This window comes from Microbacterium sp. MMO-35 (genome assembly GCF_037147555.1).
In the GTDB taxonomy this organism is placed as follows: domain Bacteria; phylum Actinomycetota; class Actinomycetes; order Actinomycetales; family Microbacteriaceae; genus Microbacterium.
The window spans coordinates 1-20,555 of sequence record NZ_JBBCVH010000004.1 but is presented as its reverse complement, the minus strand read 5'-3'; the positions used below and the strand labels follow the sequence as shown (position 1 = coordinate 20,555).

Genomic DNA, 20,555 nt, shown 5'->3' with positions numbered 1-20,555 from the left:
GCCCCGAATCGATTCGTCACACGACGTCACAGCTCGGTGCGACCCCCGGCGGCGACGAGGGCGGGTCGCTCCGTCTCGCGGGAGGTCGCCGGCGCCGCCGACCGGCTGCGCAGACGGCGGACGAGGCGGGATCCGAGATCGATCAGCACTCCGAGCAGGAGCGAGAGCACCACCCCGACGACCGCGGCGAGCAGGGGCGAATGCCCGAGCCACGCCGAGGCGACCGAGGCGATCAATGCGCTGAGGCCCACCCAGCCGACGGCCGCGACGAGGGAGAGCGGCAGGAAGCGGCGATACGGCAGCCGCGTCGCCCCCGCGGTCATGTTCACCGCGACCCTCCCCACCGGGATGTACCGCGCGACGAGCAGCGGGATGGCCGGGCGAAGGGCGAGCCGCTCTCCCGCCCAGGCCAGCGCGGATCGCACGCGCGGGCGACGCATCCACGCCCATCGCTCGGTGCCCACGCGGCGTCCGATGGCGTAGGCGGCGCTGTCGCCGGCCGCCGCGCCGATCCCGGCGGCGAGCAGGATCAGGAGTGCGGTCGGGGTGGCCGCGGCTCCCGTCGCGAAGGCCAGCGAGAGCGCGCCGACCACCACCGTCTCGCTCGGCACGGGCGGGAAGAACCCGTCCAGGAAGCAGAACAGCAGGATCAGCAGCGGAGCCCAGGGGGTGACCAGGAAGGAGCTCAGGACGTCGACCATGACCTCACGGTAGGTCGAGGCCGCCGCCGTACGCGTCCCTCTGCAGAGTGATCCTCGGCGCCCGTGCCGGTACCGGGGTACGACCGCGTCCGGCCCGGATCACGACCCGGCGGAAGCAGTCAGTCGAAGTCCTCCAGCCCTTGCAGGCGGAGCTGCTCGAGGTCGAGCCGCGCCGAGATCCGGCGCACGATCACGTCGTCGACGGTGCCGGAGCGCCGCAGGCCCAGCAGCACCTCGCGCTTGCGGTCGAGCAGCGCCAGCTTGAGCCGGGTGAGCTCGTCGTGCCGGACCAGCGGCGAGCGCTGCAGGACGTCGACGTCCTCGGAGGTCGCGATCATCTGCAGCGTCGCGCCCTCGATGACGGTCCGGCGCCGGCCGGATCCGCCCGCGCCGTCGGAGATCGGATCCTCGTCGGCGACGCCGGAGGCCGTGCCCGCGGCGAGCGGATCCGCTCCGTCCTCGCGGGCGTCGGTCCCGGCGGCCAGCGGGTCGGGCTGGCCGAGCATCTCGTCGAGCGCCCGCACCTCGGCGTCGACCAGCGCCTGCTCGCGGGCGAGCGTGCGCGCGTTCGTGTACTCCAGCATCTGATAGCCCTCGAAGCGGATCCGATCGCGCACCTCGTCGCTGATCTCGTGCTGCACGGCGAGGTCGTCGAGGGCGGCGAGCGCGGCGCCCGAGATGGTGCGCTCGGCGAGCTCGTACTCCTCGACCTCGCCCTGATCCGCGGGGATGCGCGCCCAGCGCACGATCGCCGGCAGCAGCATCCCCTGCACCAGCAGGCTGAGCAGGATCACCCCCGCGGTGACGAACACGATCTCGTCGCGGCCGTCGAGCGCGCCCCCGGCCACGGCGCCGGCGGGGACGGACAGCGCGATCGCGAGGGACACCGCGCCGCGCATGCCGGCGAAGGTGCTGAGCACCCGCGACCGCGCCCGCACGCCGCGCGGCGGGCGCGGTCCGCTGCGGCCGTAGAACGGCACGCTGAGCAGCTGGAACAGATACCGCACGACGAGCAGCGCGACCCACACGGCGACGGTCACGAGCACCAGGCGCCCGATCGCACCGGCCGAGATCTGATGCACGACGTACTGCACCTCGAGACCGATCAGCACGAAGAGGGCGCCGTTGAGGAGGAACACCCCGAACGGCCAGGCCGATTCGGCCTGACGACGCGACGGCGCGGTCGTCACCGTCGGCGACACGTAGGCGATGATCACGCCGGCGACCACGACCGCGAGCACGCCGGATGCCCCGATGAGCTCGGCGAGCAGGAAGGCCACGAACGGAATGAGCAGCAGCGTGGTGTTGATGACGATCGTGGATCCGATCGCGCGCAGCAGGAGGTAGCCGAGGGCCGCCACGGCCACGCCCGCGGCGATGCCGCCCGCGTAGGAGACGACGACGGTCCAGGTCACGCTGAGCGGGGTGATGTGCCCGCCGACGGCGAGGGAGAGCCCGATCGCGTACAGCACGAGCGCGGTGCCGTCGTTGGTGAGGCTCTCCGCCTTGAGCTTCATGAACATGCGCCGCGGCAGCATCCGCCCGAGCGCGGCGACGGCGGTCGCGTCCGGCGGGGCGACGGCCGCGCCGAGGATCAGCGCGGTCTCCCAGGGCAGGCCGAACAGGATTCCGATGCCGGCGACGGCGAACGCCGACGCCACGACGAGCAGCGTGCTCATCGGCAGGATGTAGCGGAAGTCGCGGCGGATCGAGCGCAGCGAGGTGGTGAGGCTCTCCCAGAACAGCATCACGGGCAGGAACAGCAGCAGCACGGTCTCCGGCGGCAGCTGGATCTCCCGCAGCGCCGGGACGAAGCCCAGCGCGAGCCCGAGGACGACGAGCACGAGCGGCAGCGCCAGCCGCAGCCGCGGCGCGAGCAGCGCCCCCGTCAGGATCGTCAGCCCCAGCAGGACCGTGACCTCGAGACCTTCCATGCGCCGTCTCCTCTCGCCCGGTCGCCGACGGCGAGCGCCGTCCGCTCAGGGCACAGCGCTGCCTGCCTCCACGGTATTCCCCGCGCGTCCCGAGCGACAGAGCGGCGCGGGCCGCAGCGCGGCGTCCGCGCTCGGCCCGGCCGTCCGGCGGCTCACCGAGACACGGAGGCGGGGAGGTCGCGAGGCGAGACCCGGATCCCGTACGTCATGAGCGCGCCCACCGCGGACAGCACGACGGCGGCGACCAGCATGAGCCAGAATCCGCCCACGAGCGCCACGAGCGCGGCGCCGACCAGCGGCCCCAGCAGCTGGCCCAGCTGAGCGGAGACGTTCACGAGCCCGAGGTCCCGCGCGTGATCCTCCGGATCCTTGAGCAGATCCGTGGCGAGCGCGAGGCTCACGGTCATGTAGGCGCCGTAGCCCACGCCCATGAGCGCGGACGCGATCATGGTCATGACCAGGGAGGGGCTGACGAGCATCACCACGCCCCAGAGGGTGCCGAACAGCGCCGACAGGACGGTGAGCGTGCGGCGCCGGCGCACCGGATCCGCTGTGACGCGGTCGGACACCCTTCCCGTGACGATCGAGGAGACGACGACGAACACCGTGTAGATGACGATGAGCAGCAGCAGGTCGTCCTGCGCCTCGGCCGCGGGCACCTTCACACCATGGAGAAGGAAGAAGAGCAGCAGCGCGGTGCCGATGGCGTTGCCGATGTTCACGACCACGCGGCTGCTCAGCAGCCACAGGAAGTCCCGATTGCGCAGCGACGACCGGCGACCGGCGGCCGGGCCCCGGACGGGAGCGACCATCCGGTGCGCGGGCTCGTCCGGAAGCCAGAGCGCGGTGACGACGCCGATCACGGCGATGAGCGCCGCGAGCACCAGGTAGGACTCGAAGATCCCGAGCCCGATCAGCACGACGGTTCCGACCCCCGCCACCACGCCGAGCGCCTGCGCCGAGCTGGCGGCAGCCGATGCCGCGCCGCGCTGGGTGTCGGGGAGCTGATCGGCGATCATCGCGGTGAGTGCGGCCGAGGCGACCGAGATCCCGACCGACACCACGATCCACGCGGCGCCGATCGGCAGGGGCCCCGACGCGAGCCCGGTGAGGACCAGTCCGATCGCTGCGAGGACGGATCCCCCGATCGCCCAGGGCCGACGACGCCCCCGACGGGAACGCGTGCGGTCCGACCAGCGACCCGCCAGCGGCCCCGCGACGACGCCGAAGAGTCCGCCTGCGGACAGCACCATGCCGGCCCACAGCACCCCTCCGATCCAGTCGTCGCCCCCGCTGCCGGAATCCAGCTGCAAGGGCAGCAAGAGCTCGATCGGGGTGAGCTGAATCGTCCAGATCGCCAGCCAGGCGAGCGTGAACAGGGTCATCCAGAGCGGACCGACCCGCTTCGACGTCATGCCGGCATGCGGCTCCGAAAGCATGGTCATGGGTGATCCTCCTCTGCGGGATCGCGGCGTCGAACGGACCGCGATCGTGATCGTGGGTTCGGCATCACCCGGCCGCCACGGCGAGCACCGGTGTCCGCGGGGCCTTCAGCCGGATGCCGTAGGTCATGAGAGCTCCCGCCGCGGACAGCACGATGCCTCCGGTGAACAGCAGCCAGAACCCTCCGACGAGCGCCACCAGCCCGGCGCCGAGCAGCGGTGCCACCAGTTGCCCGAGCTGCGCGGACACGTTCACGATCCCGAGATCGCGAGCGTGATCCTCGGGATCCTTGAGCAGGTCGGTCGCGAGGGCCAGGCTCACGGTCGTGTAGGCGCCATAGCCGATCCCCATGAGCGCCGCGGCAATCATGGTCATGAACAGGGAGGGGCTGATCAGGATCACCACGCCCCAGACCGTGCCGAACAGGGCGGACATCGCCGTCAGCCCGCGCCGTCGGCGCATCGGCTCGGCGCGGACCCGGTCGGAGACGATGCCGGCGACGATCGCGGCGATCACGCTGAACACCGTGTACACGATGATGAGGAGGAACAGGTCGTCCTCCGCCTCCGCTGCGGGAACCTTCACCCCGTACAGCAGGAAGAACAGCAGCAGCACGGTGCCGAAGGCGTTGCCGATGTTCACGACCAGGCGGCTGCCCACCAGCCACAGGAAGTCCCGATCGCGCAGCGACGACCGGCGACCGGCGGCCGGGCCCCGGACGGGAGCGACCATCCGGTGCGCGGGCTCGTCTGGAAGCCAGAGCGCGGTGACGACGCCGACCACGAGGATGAGCGCCGCGAGCACCAGGTAGGACTCGAAGATCCCGAGCCCGATGAGCACGATGGCGCCGACCCCCACGACGACGCCGAGTGCCTGCGCTGAGCTGGCGGCAGCCGATGCCGCGCCCCGCTGGGTGTCGGGCAGCTGATCGGCGATCATCGCGGTGAGCGCCGTCGCGGCGACCGAGATCCCCACGGAGACCAGGATCCAGGCGCCGCCGACCGCCACGGGGCCGGATGCGAGGCCGGTCAGCACCAGACCGGCCGCCGAGAGCAGTGATCCCCCGATCGCCCAGGGCCGACGACGCCCCCAGCGGGAACGGGTGCGGTCCGACCAGCGGCCCGCCAGCGGGGCCGCGACGACGCCGATGATCCCCCCTGCGGAGAGCACGGCGCCGGACCAGACGACCCCGCCGATCCAGTCCTCACCCCGGGTTCCGGTGTCCAGTTGCAACGGGAGCAGAAGCTGGATCGGAGTGAACTGGGTCGTCCAGATCGCCAGCCAGGCGAGCGTGAACAGGGTCATCCAGAGCGGCCCCACCCGCCTCGACACGCCGTGGGGATCGGAGAGTTCGGTCATGGTCGTGCCTCCTCGTCGAGTGCTGCACCAGATGACCTCGGGGTCACTGCGGCGGGGAGGCACGACCTGCTCGCCACGCGCGCAGGGGCGCGAGTGCGTCGACAGTGACGGCTTGCGGACCGGGCGATTCCGCGTCCCGCAGATCTGGTGGAGACAGTCTGATCCGAGGGGGCAGCCGATCACCACGACAGGTCGCACCTGGTTGCGACGAACGAGGTGCACCCTGCACCCGCGCCGATACCCGGCACCGGGGGCTGCCCGCGCCGAGGGCGTCAGTCGGAGAGGGCCGCGAGACCGGGCGCGAGTTCGAGCACCAGCAGCGCCGCCGCGACGTGGGTGGGGTTGTCCTCCACGGTGACGACGGAGAGCTCGTTGGCCCGGGAGACCCGGCGCTCGACCGTGTTCCGGTGCAGGTAGAGCCGTGCCGCCGCCCGCGTGGTGTTGAAGCCGCACTGCACATAGGTGAGCAGCGCCTCCCGCAGGGTCTCATCCGCCGTGGCCAGCGGCCCGAGGGTCTTCGCCACGAACCTCTGCGCACCGGCGCGGTCCTTGGTGAGGCTGTCGATGAGCTCGACGTCGGCATAGGCCGTGAACCGGCGATCCGATTGCAGCCGCATGAGCATCACGTGCGCCGCGAGCGCGTCCTGATGGCTCGAGCGGAACCCCTCGAGTCCCTCCCCGGGCCGGCCCAGGGCGGCCCGGATGCCCGTGGCGCCGAGGACGGCCTTCTCCACGTGGTGCAGGTCGGGAGCCTCGGGGCCGGACAGCCACACCCATCGCGAGGCCGCGCTCGCGCGTGCCACGAGCAGGGTGCCCGGATGGCTCGCCGTGCGCAGCGCCGCCACCGCCTCGTCCAGCGCGCCGTCCTGGTCGGGAGAGTCGGTCCAGAGGATGAGTGCGACGTGCCGGCGCGCCATCCGATAGCTCAGGCGTTCCTCCGCGAGGTCCTGGGTCATCGGCGCTCCACCGACGATCAGCTGGATCATGGCCAGAGCCTGGGCGTCCGCGTTGCCCATCGAGGCGGCCAGGCTGACCTCGCGCAGCACCGCCACCGAGTCGAGGGCGTACTGCACCAGCGAGTGCGCCGACACGTCCAGCACCTCGACGAGGAGTTCGGGATCGGCGCAGCTCGCGACGCACACCTCGAGCCAGCGGCGCCACGCGATGGCCAGCGCCGCCCGCCACCCGGCGACGTAGTCGGGAGCGATGCCGCGCGAGACGAGATCGGCGATGTAGGCCGCGGAGCGGGGGCCCACGTAGGGATCCACGCGCTGGCCGGGGTGCTGGATGTTCGAGGTGAGCCAGTGCACGATGTCGGCGCGATTGAGCTCGCGGTCCTCCGCCAGCAGCGAGGCGTCCGCGAGCAGGGCGGCGTTGCCGTGCGCCTGAGCCACGACAGTCGGTTCCGCCAGCGCCTCGGCGATCGCGTCCGCCTCGGCCAGGAGCCGCTCGCAGATGGACCGAAGCAGGGCCGCCGTCGCAGAGCTCGGCTCGGGCCACAGATCTTCCATAACGGCAGTCTGCCCCTCGCACGTCGGGATGTCATCGGAACGAGTGCGCGCATCGTCGCCTCGCGTGTGCACACTGCACCTGTGCCGCCGGAAGCGGGTGCGCCCTGTCGTGGTGACGGGAGCAGGTCGCCGATCAGACTGTGGAAACCAGTTGGTGAGGTGCAAGGAGTCGATGATGACTGACAGAGGTTCTGACGTGGTCGAGGAGTTCGACATCGTCGTGATCGGGGCGGGGATCTCGGGGATCGGCGCGGCGACGTATTTCAGCCGCGAGCTGCCCGGCAAGTCCCTGGTCGTCCTGGAGGGCCGCGAGAACATCGGCGGAACCTGGGATCTGTTCCGCTACCCGGGCATCCGGTCCGACTCGGATCTGCACACCTTCGGCTACGAGTTCAAGCCCTGGCGCCACGAGAACGCGATCGCCGACGCTTCCCTGATCCTGGACTACCTCCACGAAACGGTCGACGAGAACGCGCTCTCCCGTCTCATCCGGACGGGGCACCGCGTACGCCAGGCGGAGTGGTCCTCCGCAGACTCGAGGTGGACCCTCACCGTCGCGACGACGGACCCCGCGACGGGAACGTCCGAGACGAAGACGATCAGGGCAGGGTGGGTGTTCGCCGCGACCGGCTACTACCGGTACGACGAGGGCTACTCGCCCGTCTTCGAGGGGAGCGAGGACTTCGCGGGAACCATCGTGCACCCGCAGCACTGGCCCGCGGATCTCGACTACCAGGGCAAGAGGGTCGTGGTGATCGGCAGCGGCGCCACCGCCGTGACGATCGTGCCGGCGATGACGAAGGGGCCGGGGGCCGCAGAGCACGTCACGATGCTGCAGCGCACCCCGACCTACGTCATGCCGCTGCCCCGTGTGGACCGCCTCGCCCTCGCCCTGACCAAGATCCTCGGCGAGAAGCGCGGCTATGCGGCGACGAGGTTCAAGAACATCTGGCAGGAGCACTTCATCGTCGAAGGGCTGCGCCGGTTCCCCCGTGCCGGTCGCGCCCTGATCCGGCACGAGAACATCAAGAGCCTGGGCAAGGACTTCGACGTCGACACGCATTTCAACCCGCCCTACGACCCCTGGGATCAGCGGCTGTGCGCCGCACCGGACGGCGACTTCTTCCAGACGCTGAAGGCGGGCGATGCCTCCATCGTCACCGACAGCATCGCCCGGTTCAGCGAACGCGGCATCGTCCTGAGCTCGGGTGAGGAGCTCGAGGCCGACATCATCGTGACGGCCACCGGGCTCAACCTGCAGCTCTTCGACGGCATGCCGATCGTGGTGGACGGACGCCGGATCGACGTGGTCGACACCGTCGCCTATCGCGGAACGCTGCTCAGCGGGATCCCGAACTGGGCCATGGCCATCGGCTACACCACGTCCTCCTGGACCCTCAAGGTGAGCCTGCTCTGCCGCTACTTCATCGATCTCGTGAAGCACATGGATGCCCATGGATACGACACGGTCGTGCCGATCGCGACCCCGGGCATGGAGACCAGGCCCGTCATGGACCTCCAGTCCGGCTACGCCAAGCGCGGCGAGGGGGTCCTCCCCCGCCAGGGCATGGTGAACCCCTGGCGCACGATGATGTCCTACCCCCAGGACGCCAAGGCGCTGCGTGGACCGGTCTTCGACGAGCACCTCGTCTTCGGGACGAGATCCGCATCCCGTCGCGTCGACGAAGGGCACGTCGCTCATGTCTGACGTCTCCGCAGAAGGCGTCGACCAGTTCGTCACGGTCCCCTCCGGGATGAGGATCTGCTTCCGCGACGCAGGCGACAGGACCGACCCCGTGATCCTGCTCCTCGCCGGCCTCGGCGAGGACCTCACGTTCTGGACCGGCTCGGTGGTGCACGCGCTCGTCGGCCGCGGCTTCCGCGTCGTCTCGATCGACAATCGCGACGTAGGCCGGTCCAGCTTCGCGACCACGCCGCCGCCCGCGCTCTGGCGGCAAGTGCTCGCGCGCCCGCGCCGCGACGGCTACACGCTGTCGGACATGGCCCGGGATGCGATCGGCGTGCTCGACCATCTCGGCGTCGAGCAGGTGCACCTGGTCGGCCGTTCGATGGGCGGGATGATCGCGCAGACGATCGCCGCGATGAAGCCCGGCCGCGTCCTGTCGCTCACGTCGATCTACTCGACCACCGGGGCGCGCAAGGTCGGCCAGCCCGCGTCGTCGACGATCCGCATCCTCATGGGGCCCGACTCCCGCACCAGGACCGACGCGGTGCGCGCGCACCTGCGGATCACACGGCACATCTCGGGGACGGGGTATCCGATCGACGACGCCGCCGAGGCCGCCCTCGCCGCGCGGGGCTGGGACCGCGCCGCCGGGGACCTCGCCGCCGGTGGGGCGCGCCAGATCCAGGCGATCCAGCTCTCCGGAGATCGGACCGCGCAGCTCGGCCGGATCACGGCCCCCACCCTCGTGATCAACGGAGACCGCGACCTCATGGTCGCCGAGACCGGGGGCACGGCGACCGTCCGGGCGATCCGTGGGGCGCAGCACGTCGTCATCCCCGGCATGGGGCACCACATGCCCGAGTCCCTGATCGAGACGATCACCGGGTACATCGCACAGCACGCAGCACGCGTCAACGAAGGAGGAGAGCATGTCGAAATCTCTTGAGTCCAGAACCAGTGTCGACGTCGTCGTCGTCGGTGCCGGCTTCTCCGGCCTGAGCGCCGCGGAGCGTCTGGTGGAGCTGGGACTCTCGGTCGTCGTGCTGGAGGGCCGCGACCGGGTCGGGGGCCGCGTGCGCACCGGCGAGGTCGCCGGGGTGCCGGTCGACTTCGGCGGCACCTGGGTCTCGCCGCGGCACACGGCGATCCGCGATCTCGCCCAGCGGTACGGCTGCTCGATCACGCCACAGTTCGCGGACGGTCGGAACACTCTGTGGATGGGCGGACGCCGCCGCACGTACAAGGGGACGATCCCCCCAGTGTCTCCGCTGACCGTGGTGAACATGGCGCGCGTCCAGATGGCGATCGAGAAGCTCGTGGCCACGATCGACCCGGAAGCCGGCTGGCGGTCGCCGAACGCCGCGGAACTCGATGCGATCTCCTTCGGCCAGTGGCTCGGGCAGCAGCGTGCCGGCGCAGCGACCCGCGCCCTGATGAACATGGTCAGTCGCGTGCAGTGGGGCGCCAGCCCGGATGACCTCTCGATGCTGTCGATCCTGAGGTACATCCGAGGTGCGGGGGGCTTCGACCACATGCTCGACGTCGAGAACGGGATGCAGCAGGATCGCATCACCGAGACGACGCAGGAGATCGCCAAGCGGGTCGCCGCGCACCTCGGCGACCGCGTCCAACTCAGCTCCCCCGTGCGTCGCATCGCGCAGGACGGGACCGGCGTCACCGTCGATACAGACGCCGAGTCGATCACGGCCCGGTACGCCATCGTGACCACGGCGACGATGCACCGCAAGGACATCGCGTTCGAGCCCGCGCTGTCCGAACGCGCGGTGAGCCTTTCCAAACTCTGGCGGCTGGGCGGGCTGAGCAAGGCGTTCGTCGCCTACGAGACCCCCTTCTGGCGCAAGGAAGGCGTCTCGGGTGAGGGAGTCTCCGACACGGGCGCGGTGTTCGCCACCTTCGATGTCGGCCCCGACGATGGCCCCGGCGTCCTGCTCGGGTTCTGCGACGCGGTGCTGTTCGACGGCTTCGACCAGGAGACCCGCCGTAAGCGCGTCATCGAGCAGATGGTCGCCCTCTACGGTCCGCAGGCACAGAACCCGATCGACTACGTCGACCATCGTTGGCTCGAGGAGGACTTCGCCCCCGGCGGACCGAACCCTGCGCTCGCGCCGCTCGCGCTGACGAGCTACGCCACGGAGCTCACGGAGCCGCACGGGCGCGTCGAGTGGGCGGGCACCGAGACTGCGGCCGAATCGTCCGGGTGCATGAACGGCGCTGTCGTCACCGGCCAGCAGGCGGCAGAGCGGGTCGCTCGGCGCATCGCGGACGACTCCGTCCGCAGCGACCCGCGGGCCTCTGCGCGGGTCGGTCAGACCATCGGAAAGGACTGAGGATCATGATCGAGACGCTCTTCATCGTCGCAGACGCGTGGCTGATCTTCGTGGGCTTCGTCTTCGGAGTGAAGTTCATTCGGAGGTTCCACAACTACTTCCTCGGCATCGAAAGCCTCGTCGTGGGCACCTCGGCGACGAATTTTCTGCTCTGGTCGCTCTTCAGCGGGGACCCGAAGAACCCGATGTACACCATCGCTTACTTCCTCGACGCGTTCTCGCGCTCGTTCGGATTCACCCTCGTCCTCATCCTCGGGCTGATGATGGTGACGCATCGCTACAAGCCGGCCCTCTGGCACGAGATCGGCGCATTCGCGCTCGCCGCCATCGCGGGCGGCTACCTGGTGACCCTGCACCACGACGGCGCATATGGTGTCGTGCCCGCGACGTTCTTCCTGGTCATGAACGTGATCGCCTCGTTCTTCCTGTTCTACTTCGCGAGCCGGATCTGGCGAACAGGAGCACGCGGGTGGGCCGTGGCCACCACGCTGATCACGGTGGTGGCGATGGTGATCGCGCTCTCATACGACTTCTTCCCATGGTCGTTCGACGACGCCTACCGCACGTACTTCTACACCGCCGCGCTGGCGACGTGGGGCACGCAGGGCTTCATCTACTACTTCGGCTACAAGGCGGTCCACAGCCACAATGAGCGGATCTACGCCGCCGCTGCGCAGAAGGCGCGGGTGACGGCATGAACCCGCTGTACCGGAACGTCGAGTACACGACCTTCTCGGGCTGGATCGACCCGCCGACGGACCTCGCGCCGCCGCTGGAGGGACGCCTGGAATGCGACGTCGCCGTGGTCGGCGGCGGCGTGGGCGGCATGGCGACCGCTCTGCGGCTCGCCGAGCGCGGCGTGGACGTGGTGCTCCTGGAGTCGGAGTTCCTCGGGTACGGGGCGAGTTCCCGCAACGGCGGTCAGATCGCGTCCGTCCCCGGGGGCGATCTCCGGATGTTGAAGGTGCTCTCCCCGAAGAAGCTGCCCGGCATGGTGAGATTCGCGGACAACGCAGCGGACTACATGGAAGGCCTGATGCGGGATCACCGGATCGAGTGCGACTACGAGGCCAACGGCATGGTATCGGCGGCCGTGTCCCCGATCCAGATGCTGCGCGTGAAGACGTTCGCGGCGATCCTCAGAGGCGTCGGCGTCGACGGCGAGATCGGCACCGCCCGGGAACTCGGCATCCCCGAGGCGTTCCTCGGCGGCATGCGCGAGCGGCGCGGCGGCATGCTCAATCCCGGCAAGCTGAGCCGCGGCATCCGCCGGGCGGTCCTCGGCTCCTCGGCGCGCGTGTTCGAGAAGTCCCGGGTCGTCGACGTGCAGCGCCGGGGCGACAAGGTCCTCATGACGACGGCGCGCGGACAGCTCATCGCGAACCAAGCGGTGCTGTCGACGAACAGCTACTCCGGTGAGTGGGACATCATCCCGAAGCACCTCACCACCCCTGCGTGGATCATCGAGGTCGAGACGGAGCCGATCGCCCCGGAGCGCATCGCCGCGCTGGGCTGGACGAGCCGTTCCGGGATGGTCACTCAGCATCAGATCATGGAGAACTACCGGCTCACCGCCGACAACTCGATGGTGTTCGGCGTGCGGCGGCTCGAGGCGGGCGGGCAGACCTACCCCCTGCTGCCCCGCAACCCCGATCCCGGCATGATGCAGGAGCTGGCGGAGACCTTCTACAAGCGCTTCCCGACGCTGTCCGACGTGCCGATCGCACGCTGCTGGGGAGGATGGATCTCGTTCTCCTCGTCCTGGACCACCGTCGCCGGTCGTGTCGGCGAGAACGTCTATTACTCGGCTTCCTGCAACGGGCACGGCCTGGCGCAGGCGTCCTACCTGGGCTCCCTCATCGCCGACGCCATCGTCGACGACGCACGCTCCGAAGACCTCGAGTCGGTCTGGGAGGTGAAGGCGCGCTACGCCCCGTCGCCGGCGATCCGACCTCTGCCACTCCGTGCGGTCTGGCTCTTCGATCGCATCGGCGACCTGTTCAACGGCGGCTTCGCGCGGGCTCGGCGTGCCGCCGATGCAGCGCGCCGAGCCGAGAAGCTCACGAAGGCGATGGTGCGTTGAGTCCAGCCCTCGTGCCTCGTTGAGATGCGGACGAGCCCCAGGCGAGCAGCAGAATATTCTCCGTGCCGGATCCTCGCACCGATAGGATTCGGCACGGAGTAGTTCTTCTGAAGATTCTTCACCAGAGCGGATCCCGGCGAAGGGGATCCATCGACATCGGAAGCACAGGCACGATGAACCGCGCACGATCGGCCCGACCCCTCGACGCGATCGACGAGAAGATCGTCTGGGAGCTCCGGCGCGAGGCGCGCATCAGCAACAACGAGCTCGCTGCCCGCGTCAACGTCTCGCCTTCCACGGCTCTCACCCGCCTGCGCGCGCTGCGCGAATCGGGGGTGATCACCTCGGCGCATGCCCAGTACGACATGACGGCGCTCGGGCTCGACCTTCATGCCATCGTCTTCATCCGTCTGAAGCCGGGCACGCAGAGCAGCAGCCGCGACTACGCCGAGCGCGCCGTGAAGTTCGTCAACGTGGTGAACGTCTTCCTCATGGGCGGCAACTACGACCTGCTCGTGCATGTCGCCTGCACATCGAGCGACCAGCTGCAGCAGCTCGTCGCCCAGCAGATCGCGGCGGACCCGGTAGTGGCCTCGGCACAGGCCCACATCGTCTTCGAGCACCTCATCGCCGCGCAGCACATGGACCATGTGGACGGCTTCCCGGTCATGCGCGGAGAGCGCCCGCTCGACCCGCTCTGAGCTCAGAGCAGCCGCAGATCCGCCTCGATCGCCGCCTGCGCCTCGAGCAGCAGCGGGAGATGATGATCGCGCAGCGTGTCGAGCGAATCCCGCGTCGCACTGGTCGACACGTTGACCGCGGCCACCACCGCTCCGTCGCGATTGCGCACCGGCACAGCCACCGACCGCAGACCCGTCTCCAGCTCCCCGTCGACCAGCGCCCAGCCCTGCGCCCGTACGCGATGGAGCTCGGCGATGAGCTCGTCCTCATCCACGATCGTCCGCTCCGTGAGCGCGCGCGGAGGGTCCTCGGCCAGCACCGCGGCGATGGTCTGCTCCGACGCCGACGCGAGCAGCACCCGCCCCATGCTCGTGGCGTAGGCGGGGAACCGGGTGCCGATCGTGATCCCCACGGTCATGATGCGACGCGTGGGAACGCGAGCCACGTAGACGATCTCCGTGTCGGCCAGGACCGCCGCCGACACGGACTCCTCGACGGCACGCGAGAGCCGCTCCAAGTGGGGCTGCAGCGTCTCGGGCAGCGACAGGGCCGACAGATAGCTGAAGCCGAGTTCGAGCACCTTCGGCGTGAGCGCGAAGAGCCGACCTCTGGCGCGCACGTACCCGAGGGTCTCCAGCGTGCGCAGGAACCGGCGCGCGGCCGCGGGCGGCATCTCGGTCCGGCGCGCGACATCGCTCAGCGCGAGCTCCGGATGCTCCGCATCGAAGGCGCGGATCACGGCGAGACCGCGCGCGAGCGACTGCACGAAATCCGGATCGCTTCTCTGCTCCGCCACAACGGTCCTCTCAGATGACATGGCGGCGTGCTGTGGTCCTGCGCGGCCTGCGCAACACGCTACACGACACGGCGAGAGCCGCCTGCGCGCCGAACGTCCCCCGCATCCGCGTCCGTACCCGCGCGATCCGCGGGCGGCCGTCGGATCAGCGCTCGATCACGACGGCCAGCCCCTGGCCTACGCCGATGCAGATCGCCGCGACGGCCACTCCCCCGCCACGACGGGCGAGCTCCTGTGCGGCGTGGCCGATGATCCGTCCGCCGGAGGCCCCCAGCGGATGCCCGATCGCGATCGCCCCGCCATGGACGTTCACCCGGTCGGGGTCGAGTTCGGGCCAGCCCTTCACGCATGCGAGGGACTGCGCCGCGAAAGCCTCGTTCAGCTCCACGAGATCGACGTCCGCCCAGGATCTCCCGGCCCGCGCGAGCGCCTTGTTCGCCGCCTCGATCGGAGCGATCGGGAAGACATCGGGGTCGACGCCGTGGGCCGCCCGGCCGGTGATCCGCGCCAGCGGTTCGGATTCGAGCGCTCCCTCGGCGCCGAGCAGGATCGCGGAGGCGCCGTCGTTGATCGGCGAGGAGTTCCCGGCGGTGACCGTCCCCTCGCCGTCCGCGGCGAACAGGGCCGTGAGCCCGGCGAGCTTCTCGACCGTGCTGCCGTCGCGGATCCCCTCGTCGCGGACGAGCTCGCAGCCCGGCACCAGCACGATCTCCGCGTCGTAACGGCGGTCGGCCCAGGCCAGAGCGGCGAGTTCGTGCGAGCGCACCGAGAAGGCGTCCTGGGCCTCGCGCGTGATGCCCCACTCCCGGGCGATCTTCTCGGCCGACTCGCCGTTCGAGATCGTCCAGGGCCGGGGCAGCGCCGGGTTGGTCATCCGCCAGCCAATCGAGGTGTTCCACATCGTCTGATTGCCGACCGCCGGCCACGGCTTGGGCGACTTCTCCACCACGAACGGCGCACGGGACATGGACTCCACGCCGCCGGCCAGGATCAGCTCGGCGTCCCCCGCCTCGATCGCGCGGGAACCCTGGATGACCGCCTCGACGGAGGAGGCGCACAGCCGATTCACGGTCGTCCCGGTGACCGAGGTCGGGAAACCCGCGAGCAGCGCCCCGAACCGGGCGACGTTGCGGTTGTCCTCGCCGGCCTGGTTCGCATCGCCGAAGATCACGTCGGCGATCCGTGCCGGATCCACTCCGGCGCGATCGACGACCGCACGCATCACCACCGCGGCCAGGTCGTCGGGGCGCACCCCGGAGAGCGCGCCCCCGGCGCGCCCGAACGGGGTGCGCACGGCGTCGTAGATGTAGGTGCCGGTCACGGTCGTCCTCCCGCAGCGACGGACGCGCTCGCGTCGATCAGGTCCAGCCCGGTGATCGTCCGCAATTCCGCCACGGTGTTGTCGCCGAACAGATCCCGAACCGCGAAGCCGTCCGCGGTGACGTCGAAGACCGCGTGATCGGTGTACACCCGCGACACGCAGCCGACGCCGGTGAGCGGGTAGGTGCAGACCGCGACGAGCTTGGACTCCCCCTGCTTGGTGAGCAGATCAGTCATCACGAAGACGGCCTTCGCGCCGATCGCGAGGTCCATCGCCCCGCCCACGGCGGGGATCGCCCCGGGCGCCCCGGTCGACCAGTTCGCAAGATCGCCGTTCTCGGCGACCTGGAAGGCTCCGAGGACGCACACGTCCAGATGCCCGCCGCGCATCATCCCGAAGGAGTCCGCGTGGTGGAAGTAGGCGGCGCCGGGCACCGCCGTCACGGCCTGCTTGCCGGCGTTGATGAGATCCGGATCCACCCGGCCGGCCTCGGGCGCCGGCCCCATGCCGAGCATGCCGTTCTCGGTGTGCAGGATGATCTCCTCGTCCCGCGGGAGATAGTCGGCGACGAGGGTCGGGGCCCCGATGCCGAGATTGACGATCGATCCCTCGGGGATGTCGGCCGCGATCCGCGCGGCGAGCTCCTCCCGGCTGATCCGCGTGTTCATCGCACACCTCCGTGCTGCTCGGCGGACGCGCCTCCCAGCGCGGCGCCCTCCAGGTCGACGCCGCCGATGAACTCACCGCCGCGGAGCCAGCGCCGCTCCCCCACGGCGACCACCCGGTCCACGAACACACCGGGCGTGATCACGCTCTCCGGATCCAGGGTGCCCAGCTCGGCGAACTCGTCGACCTGCACGACGGTCCGTGCGGCCGCCGTGGCCATGATCGGGCCGAAGTTGCGAGCAGTCGCGCGGTACACGAGGTTGCCCCAGCGGTCGGCGCTGCGCGCGCTGATGAGCGCGACGTCGGCGCGGATCGGGTACTCCAGCGCGTAGATCCGGCCGTCGATCTCCCGCGTCTCCTTGCCCTCGGCCAGCAGCGTGCCCACGCCCGTGGGGGTGAAGAAAGCGCCGATCCCGGCCCCCGCCGCACGGATCCGCTCGGCGAGGTTCCCCTGCGGCACGAGTTCGAGCTCGATGCTCCCGTCACGGTAGAGCCCGTCGAACACCCACGAGTCCGACTGCCGCGGGAACGAGCAGATGATCTTCCGCACGCGTCGCTCGGCGAGCAGCGCGGCGAGTCCGGTATCGCCGTTGCCGGCGTTGTTGCTGACGATCGTCAGATCGCCCGCCCCCTGCGCGATGAGGGCGTCGATCAGTTCGATCGGCTGGCCCGCTCTGCCGAATCCGCCGATCATGACGGTGGCGCCGTCGGCCACGCCGGCCACGGCTTCCTCGGCCGTCGACACTCTCTTGTCGATCATCCTCGAACTCCTTTTTCGCTATACGAAGCGTTGTTCGCTTGTCGAATAGTACAACACGGGCCTGGGACGGACGCGAAGCCCGCCGAGGACGCCCGCCTCATCGGCTCTTCGCGTCGCCGGATCCGTCGCCGAGCCGCTGCGCGATGGCGATCGGCACGATCGACACCACGATGAGCACGACCGCGATCACCGCGATGATCGGAGCCTGCCCCGGCCGCAGCATGTTGTTCATGATGAAGATCGGCAGTGTCGTCACGCCCTGGCCCGCGGTGAAGGTCGTCACGATGATCTCGTCGAAGGACAGCGCGAACGCGAGCAGGGCGCCGACGAGCAGCGCCGACCGGAGCTGCGGGAAGGTCACCAACCGGAACGTCGTCCAGATGCCCGCGCCGAGATCGGCCGACGCCTCCTCGAAGCTGGTGCCGGTGCGGCGGAGCCGGGCGATCACGTTGTTGAAGACGGTCACGATGCAGAAGGTCGCGTGCGCGACGGCGACCGTCCACAGGGAGAGGTCGATGCCGAGGATCGTGCGGAAGAAGTTGTTCAGCGCGATGCCCGTGACGATGCCGGGAAGCGCCATGGGCAGGATGACCAGCATGTTCACCGCCTCCCGCCCGAAGAACCGGAAGCGGTGCAGAGCGAAGGCGATGAGGGTGCCGAGGATCAGGGCGATCGCCGTGGCGATGACGGCGACGACGATGCTCGTTCCCGTCGCCTCGAGCGCGCCCGCGTTCGTGAACGCCCGCCCCCACCACTCCAGCGTGAAACCCGGGGGTGGCCAGGTGAGGGACTTGGAGGTCGAGAAGGAGTTGAGCACGACCACGAGCAGCGGGACGTAGACCACCGCCAGGATCACCCCCGAGACGATGCCCAGTGCGATGCGGGCGGATGACGAGAGGCGCATGTCGGGACTCCGGATCTAGAGGTTGTCGAGGGCGCCGGTACGGCGGATGATGAACAGGTAGAGCGAGATCACCAAGAGCGGGATCAGCGCGATGGCGGCGGCCAGGGGCAGGTTGTTCGCGCTGCCGACGTTGTCGTAGACGAGGTTGCCGATCATCTGGCTGGTGCCGCCGACGATGCGCACGGTGATGTAGTCGCCGAGCGTCAGCGAGAAGCTGAAGATCGTGCCGGCGATGATCGCGGGGACCGCGAGCGGGAGCACGATCGAGCGGATCGTGCGCCAGCTCCGACCGCCGAGGTCGCTCGACGCCTCGAGCAGCGAGTCGGGAACCTTCTCCATGCCGGCCTGGATCGGCAAGATGACGAAGGGCAGCCAGAGATAGGCGAGTGCGATGATCGTCGCGGGGACGCCGTAACCGGGAGTGCTGCCGAGCAACCAGGTCATGAGGCCGTCATCGGAGAGCACGGAGCGCCAGGCGTATACCTTGACGAGGTACGAAGCCCACAGCGGCATCAGCACGAGGATCATCATGATCCGGCGGGTGCGGACGGTGGCCACCTTCGACATGAAGAACGCGATCGGCAGGGCGAGGGCGACGTCGATCACGGTGACCGCCAGCGCGATCCCGACCGTGCGCAGCGTGACGACCTGATAGAGGGATCCGGTGATCACCTCGACGACGTTGTCCAGTGTGAACGACGTGCTGATCTCACCGGTGAAGCTGTCGGTGCTCCAGAACGCGGTGACGAGCAGCAGCGCGAGCGCGACGACATAGACGACCCCGAGCCAGAACAGCGGGGCCGTGAGCAGCAGCGCGAGCCGGAGGCGCGGGTGCGCGTACAGGAAGGAGGAGAGCCGCCGGGCGGGGCTCGAGACCGGTGATGCGATGGCTCGCGAGACCGCGGTGGGGTTGCTCATGGACGAACTCCTCTGTTCGATGCAAGACGGCTGGAGAGCGGGTGCGGAGCCGGGATCCTGTCCCGCCGCCCCGCACCCGCGGAGCCGATCAGCCCTTGATCTCCTGCCACGCCTTCGTCCATGCCGCGTAGTCGACGCACTTCACGTCGGTGCGGCCGTCGAGGCATTTCTCGATGGGCGTGGTCCAGTACCAGATCTTGTTGGCGTAGTCGGCGTCGCCGCCGTGGTAGACGGCGCAGTCGTCGCGGAGGTCGCATGCCGCCTGGCTGGCCGGCGCCTCGCCGAAGTACGCCGTGGCCTGGGCGTTGACCTTCGGGCTGATGATGTAGTCGAGCCAAGCGTAGGAGCAGTTCGGGCTCTTCGTCTTCGAGGAGATCATCCAGGTGTCGCTCCAGCCCGTGGCGCCCTCCGATGGCAGGACGACTCCGGTGTTGCCCCCCTCGCCCTCGAGCGTGTTCTGCATCACCTGCCAGCTGGTGCCGACGACGGTGTTTCCCGATTTGAAGGACTGCACCTCCTTGAGGTAATCGGCCCAGTACTCGGAGACGTTCGGCTTCTGCTCCTTGAGGAGCTGCACGGCGGCGTCGAACTGCTTCTGGTCGAGCGCATAGGGGTTCTTGATGCCGAGCTCCGGCTTGTGGGCCATGAGGTAGACGGCCGCGTCGGCGATGTAGATCGGGGAGTCGTAGGCGGTCACCTTGCCCTGGTGCTCCGAAGCCTTGTCGAACACGACATCCCACGAGGTCGGGGCGGTCGGGAAGGCGGTCTTGTCGTACAGCAGCACATTGGCGCCATAGCCGTGCGGCACGCCGTAGTTCTTGCCGTCCACGGTGTTCCACGCCTTGTCCTTGAGGTAGTCGAAGACACCGGCGTAGTTCTTCAGGAGTTTCATGTTCACGGGCTGAACGACTCCGGAGGCGACCAGGCGCAGCGACGCGTCACCGGAGGCCGACACGACGTCGTAATTGCCCGTCTTCATGAGGTTGAACGCCTCGTCCGAGGTCCCGAAGGTCTTGACGGTGACCTGGCACCCGGTCTCCTTCTCGAACGGCTTCACCCAGTCGATGCTCGGATCCGTCGAGCCGTCCTCTGCAAGCCCCGGCCAGGCGAGCACCGACAGGGTGCTCTCGTTCTTGCCGAGCTTGTCCAGAGGACCGGAGGCGGCGCCGCCACCCGCCCCGGACGTGCCGCAGCCGGAGAGTGCGGCGATCACCGCCGTGGCGAGGCCGACGGCCGCGAAGACCTTCAAGGATCTGGTGCGCATGGGATACTCCTTTGTTTCTCTTGCGTGTGTCTCGTCCTCGCGGGTGCGAGGACGTCGTCAACGGGCGCCGACTGTGCGGATGGTGCGGGAGGGGGTGTCGTTCTGCTCGGCGATGGGTGCGTCGCCCAGGGCGACGACGTCCGCGTCCCGCCAGGACACGAACACCCGGTCGCCATGGC

The 20,555-nt window shown here is 69.5% G+C and carries 18 protein-coding genes; 6 read left to right on the top strand and 12 right to left on the bottom strand.

The genetic code is table 11. The features are described from left to right. Positions 1-26 precede the first annotated feature (26 nt). From WFJ01_RS09845 to WFJ01_RS09825, 5 genes are all read right to left on the bottom strand, one after another. Positions 27-701 carry a DedA family protein gene (locus WFJ01_RS09845; protein ID WP_336628915.1) on the bottom strand — a complete coding sequence of 225 codons (675 nt, stop codon included), beginning with the start codon at positions 699-701 and terminating at the stop codon, positions 27-29. Positions 702-820: 119 nt separating this feature from the next. Then, positions 821-2,635 carry a Na+/H+ antiporter gene (locus WFJ01_RS09840; protein WP_336628914.1) on the bottom strand — a complete coding sequence of 605 codons (1,815 nt, stop codon included), beginning with the start codon at positions 2,633-2,635 and terminating at the stop codon, positions 821-823. A gap of 152 nt (positions 2,636-2,787) precedes the next feature. After that, positions 2,788-4,080, bottom strand: coding sequence for an MFS transporter (locus WFJ01_RS09835; RefSeq protein ID WP_336628913.1), 1,293 nt, complete (start codon positions 4,078-4,080; stop codon positions 2,788-2,790). 64 nt (positions 4,081-4,144) lie between these two features. Continuing rightward, positions 4,145-5,437: an MFS transporter gene (locus WFJ01_RS09830; RefSeq protein ID WP_336628912.1), complete on the bottom strand. Its 1,293-nt coding sequence runs from the start codon at positions 5,435-5,437 to the stop codon at positions 4,145-4,147. A gap of 272 nt (positions 5,438-5,709) precedes the next feature. Next, on the bottom strand, positions 5,710-6,948 hold the full coding sequence (locus WFJ01_RS09825; RefSeq protein ID WP_336628911.1) for a PucR family transcriptional regulator: 1,239 nt from the start codon (positions 6,946-6,948) through the stop codon (positions 5,710-5,712). A 175-nt stretch (positions 6,949-7,123) separates the two neighbouring features. On the opposite strand from WFJ01_RS09825, the gene WFJ01_RS09820 reads away from it, so the two are divergent. The 6 genes from WFJ01_RS09820 to WFJ01_RS09795 all read left to right on the top strand — a co-directional run bounded on the left by WFJ01_RS09820 (position 7,124) and on the right by WFJ01_RS09795 (position 13,767). Beyond that, complete coding sequence (locus WFJ01_RS09820; RefSeq protein WP_336628910.1) at positions 7,124-8,656, top strand: flavin-containing monooxygenase; 1,533 nt, start codon at positions 7,124-7,126, stop codon at positions 8,654-8,656. Continuing rightward, on the top strand, positions 8,649-9,581 hold the full coding sequence (locus WFJ01_RS09815; protein ID WP_336628909.1) for an alpha/beta fold hydrolase: 933 nt from the start codon (positions 8,649-8,651) through the stop codon (positions 9,579-9,581). Before WFJ01_RS09820 ends, WFJ01_RS09815 begins: the two co-directional genes overlap by 8 nt. Beyond that, positions 9,565-10,983, top strand: a complete 1,419-nt coding sequence (locus WFJ01_RS09810) for a flavin monoamine oxidase family protein (RefSeq protein WP_336628908.1) — start codon at positions 9,565-9,567, stop codon at positions 10,981-10,983. Before WFJ01_RS09815 ends, WFJ01_RS09810 begins: the two co-directional genes overlap by 17 nt. A 5-nt stretch (positions 10,984-10,988) precedes the next feature. Next, entirely contained in the window at positions 10,989-11,681 is a 693-nt protein-coding gene (locus WFJ01_RS09805; protein WP_336628907.1) for a hypothetical protein, read from the top strand. Then, positions 11,678-13,066 (top strand): NAD(P)/FAD-dependent oxidoreductase, encoded by a 1,389-nt coding sequence (locus WFJ01_RS09800; RefSeq protein WP_336628906.1) that lies wholly within the window; start codon positions 11,678-11,680, stop codon positions 13,064-13,066. The genes WFJ01_RS09805 and WFJ01_RS09800 overlap by 4 nt, the downstream gene beginning before the upstream one ends. A gap of 173 nt (positions 13,067-13,239) precedes the next feature. Further along, positions 13,240-13,767 carry an Lrp/AsnC family transcriptional regulator gene (locus tag WFJ01_RS09795; RefSeq protein WP_251445341.1) on the top strand — a complete coding sequence of 176 codons (528 nt, stop codon included), beginning with the start codon at positions 13,240-13,242 and terminating at the stop codon, positions 13,765-13,767. Between the two features lie 2 nt (positions 13,768-13,769). Here the strand turns inward: WFJ01_RS09795 and WFJ01_RS09790 are convergent, their stop codons facing one another. The 7 genes from WFJ01_RS09790 to WFJ01_RS09760 form a co-directional block, all read right to left on the bottom strand. After that, a complete protein-coding gene (locus WFJ01_RS09790) occupies positions 13,770-14,564 on the bottom strand; it encodes an IclR family transcriptional regulator domain-containing protein (protein WP_336628905.1) in 795 nt (264 codons plus the stop codon). A 124-nt stretch (positions 14,565-14,688) separates the two neighbouring features. Beyond that, positions 14,689-15,864 carry a thiolase family protein gene (locus WFJ01_RS09785; protein WP_336628904.1) on the bottom strand — a complete coding sequence of 392 codons (1,176 nt, stop codon included), beginning with the start codon at positions 15,862-15,864 and terminating at the stop codon, positions 14,689-14,691. Beyond that, on the bottom strand, positions 15,861-16,532 hold the full coding sequence (locus tag WFJ01_RS09780) for a 3-oxoacid CoA-transferase subunit B (protein ID WP_336628903.1): 672 nt from the start codon (positions 16,530-16,532) through the stop codon (positions 15,861-15,863). The genes WFJ01_RS09785 and WFJ01_RS09780 overlap by 4 nt, the downstream gene beginning before the upstream one ends. After that, positions 16,529-17,290 (bottom strand): 3-oxoacid CoA-transferase subunit A, encoded by a 762-nt coding sequence (locus WFJ01_RS09775; RefSeq protein ID WP_336628902.1) that lies wholly within the window; start codon positions 17,288-17,290, stop codon positions 16,529-16,531. Before WFJ01_RS09775 ends, WFJ01_RS09780 begins: the two co-directional genes overlap by 4 nt. Positions 17,291-17,387: 97 nt before the next feature. Further along, entirely contained in the window at positions 17,388-18,194 is an 807-nt protein-coding gene (locus WFJ01_RS09770) for an ABC transporter permease (RefSeq protein WP_336628901.1), read from the bottom strand. A 15-nt stretch (positions 18,195-18,209) separates the two neighbouring features. Beyond that, entirely contained in the window at positions 18,210-19,112 is a 903-nt protein-coding gene (locus WFJ01_RS09765; protein WP_336628900.1) for an ABC transporter permease, read from the bottom strand. 88 nt (positions 19,113-19,200) lie between these two features. Further along, positions 19,201-20,376 carry an ABC transporter substrate-binding protein gene (locus tag WFJ01_RS09760; protein ID WP_336628899.1) on the bottom strand — a complete coding sequence of 392 codons (1,176 nt, stop codon included), beginning with the start codon at positions 20,374-20,376 and terminating at the stop codon, positions 19,201-19,203. Positions 20,377-20,555: the final 179 nt, after the last annotated feature.

Coding starts and splice junctions, on each gene's coding strand:
- WFJ01_RS09845 (WP_336628915.1), bottom strand. CDS start 701: ATGGTCGACGTCCTGAGCTCCTTCCTGGTCACCCCCTGGGCTCCGCTG.
- WFJ01_RS09840 (WP_336628914.1), bottom strand. CDS start 2,635: ATGGAAGGTCTCGAGGTCACGGTCCTGCTGGGGCTGACGATCCTGACG.
- WFJ01_RS09835 (WP_336628913.1), bottom strand. CDS start 4,080: ATGACCATGCTTTCGGAGCCGCATGCCGGCATGACGTCGAAGCGGGTC.
- WFJ01_RS09830 (WP_336628912.1), bottom strand. CDS start 5,437: ATGACCGAACTCTCCGATCCCCACGGCGTGTCGAGGCGGGTGGGGCCG.
- WFJ01_RS09825 (WP_336628911.1), bottom strand. CDS start 6,948: ATGGAAGATCTGTGGCCCGAGCCGAGCTCTGCGACGGCGGCCCTGCTT.
- WFJ01_RS09820 (WP_336628910.1), top strand. CDS start 7,124: ATGACTGACAGAGGTTCTGACGTGGTCGAGGAGTTCGACATCGTCGTG.
- WFJ01_RS09815 (WP_336628909.1), top strand. CDS start 8,649: ATGTCTGACGTCTCCGCAGAAGGCGTCGACCAGTTCGTCACGGTCCCC.
- WFJ01_RS09810 (WP_336628908.1), top strand. CDS start 9,565: ATGTCGAAATCTCTTGAGTCCAGAACCAGTGTCGACGTCGTCGTCGTC.
- WFJ01_RS09805 (WP_336628907.1), top strand. CDS start 10,989: ATGATCGAGACGCTCTTCATCGTCGCAGACGCGTGGCTGATCTTCGTG.
- WFJ01_RS09800 (WP_336628906.1), top strand. CDS start 11,678: ATGAACCCGCTGTACCGGAACGTCGAGTACACGACCTTCTCGGGCTGG.
- WFJ01_RS09795 (WP_251445341.1), top strand. CDS start 13,240: ATGAACCGCGCACGATCGGCCCGACCCCTCGACGCGATCGACGAGAAG.
- WFJ01_RS09790 (WP_336628905.1), bottom strand. CDS start 14,564: ATGTCATCTGAGAGGACCGTTGTGGCGGAGCAGAGAAGCGATCCGGAT.
- WFJ01_RS09780 (WP_336628903.1), bottom strand. CDS start 16,532: ATGAACACGCGGATCAGCCGGGAGGAGCTCGCCGCGCGGATCGCGGCC.
- WFJ01_RS09775 (WP_336628902.1), bottom strand. CDS start 17,290: ATGATCGACAAGAGAGTGTCGACGGCCGAGGAAGCCGTGGCCGGCGTG.
- WFJ01_RS09770 (WP_336628901.1), bottom strand. CDS start 18,194: ATGCGCCTCTCGTCATCCGCCCGCATCGCACTGGGCATCGTCTCGGGG.
- WFJ01_RS09765 (WP_336628900.1), bottom strand. CDS start 19,112: ATGAGCAACCCCACCGCGGTCTCGCGAGCCATCGCATCACCGGTCTCG.
- WFJ01_RS09760 (WP_336628899.1), bottom strand. CDS start 20,376: ATGCGCACCAGATCCTTGAAGGTCTTCGCGGCCGTCGGCCTCGCCACG.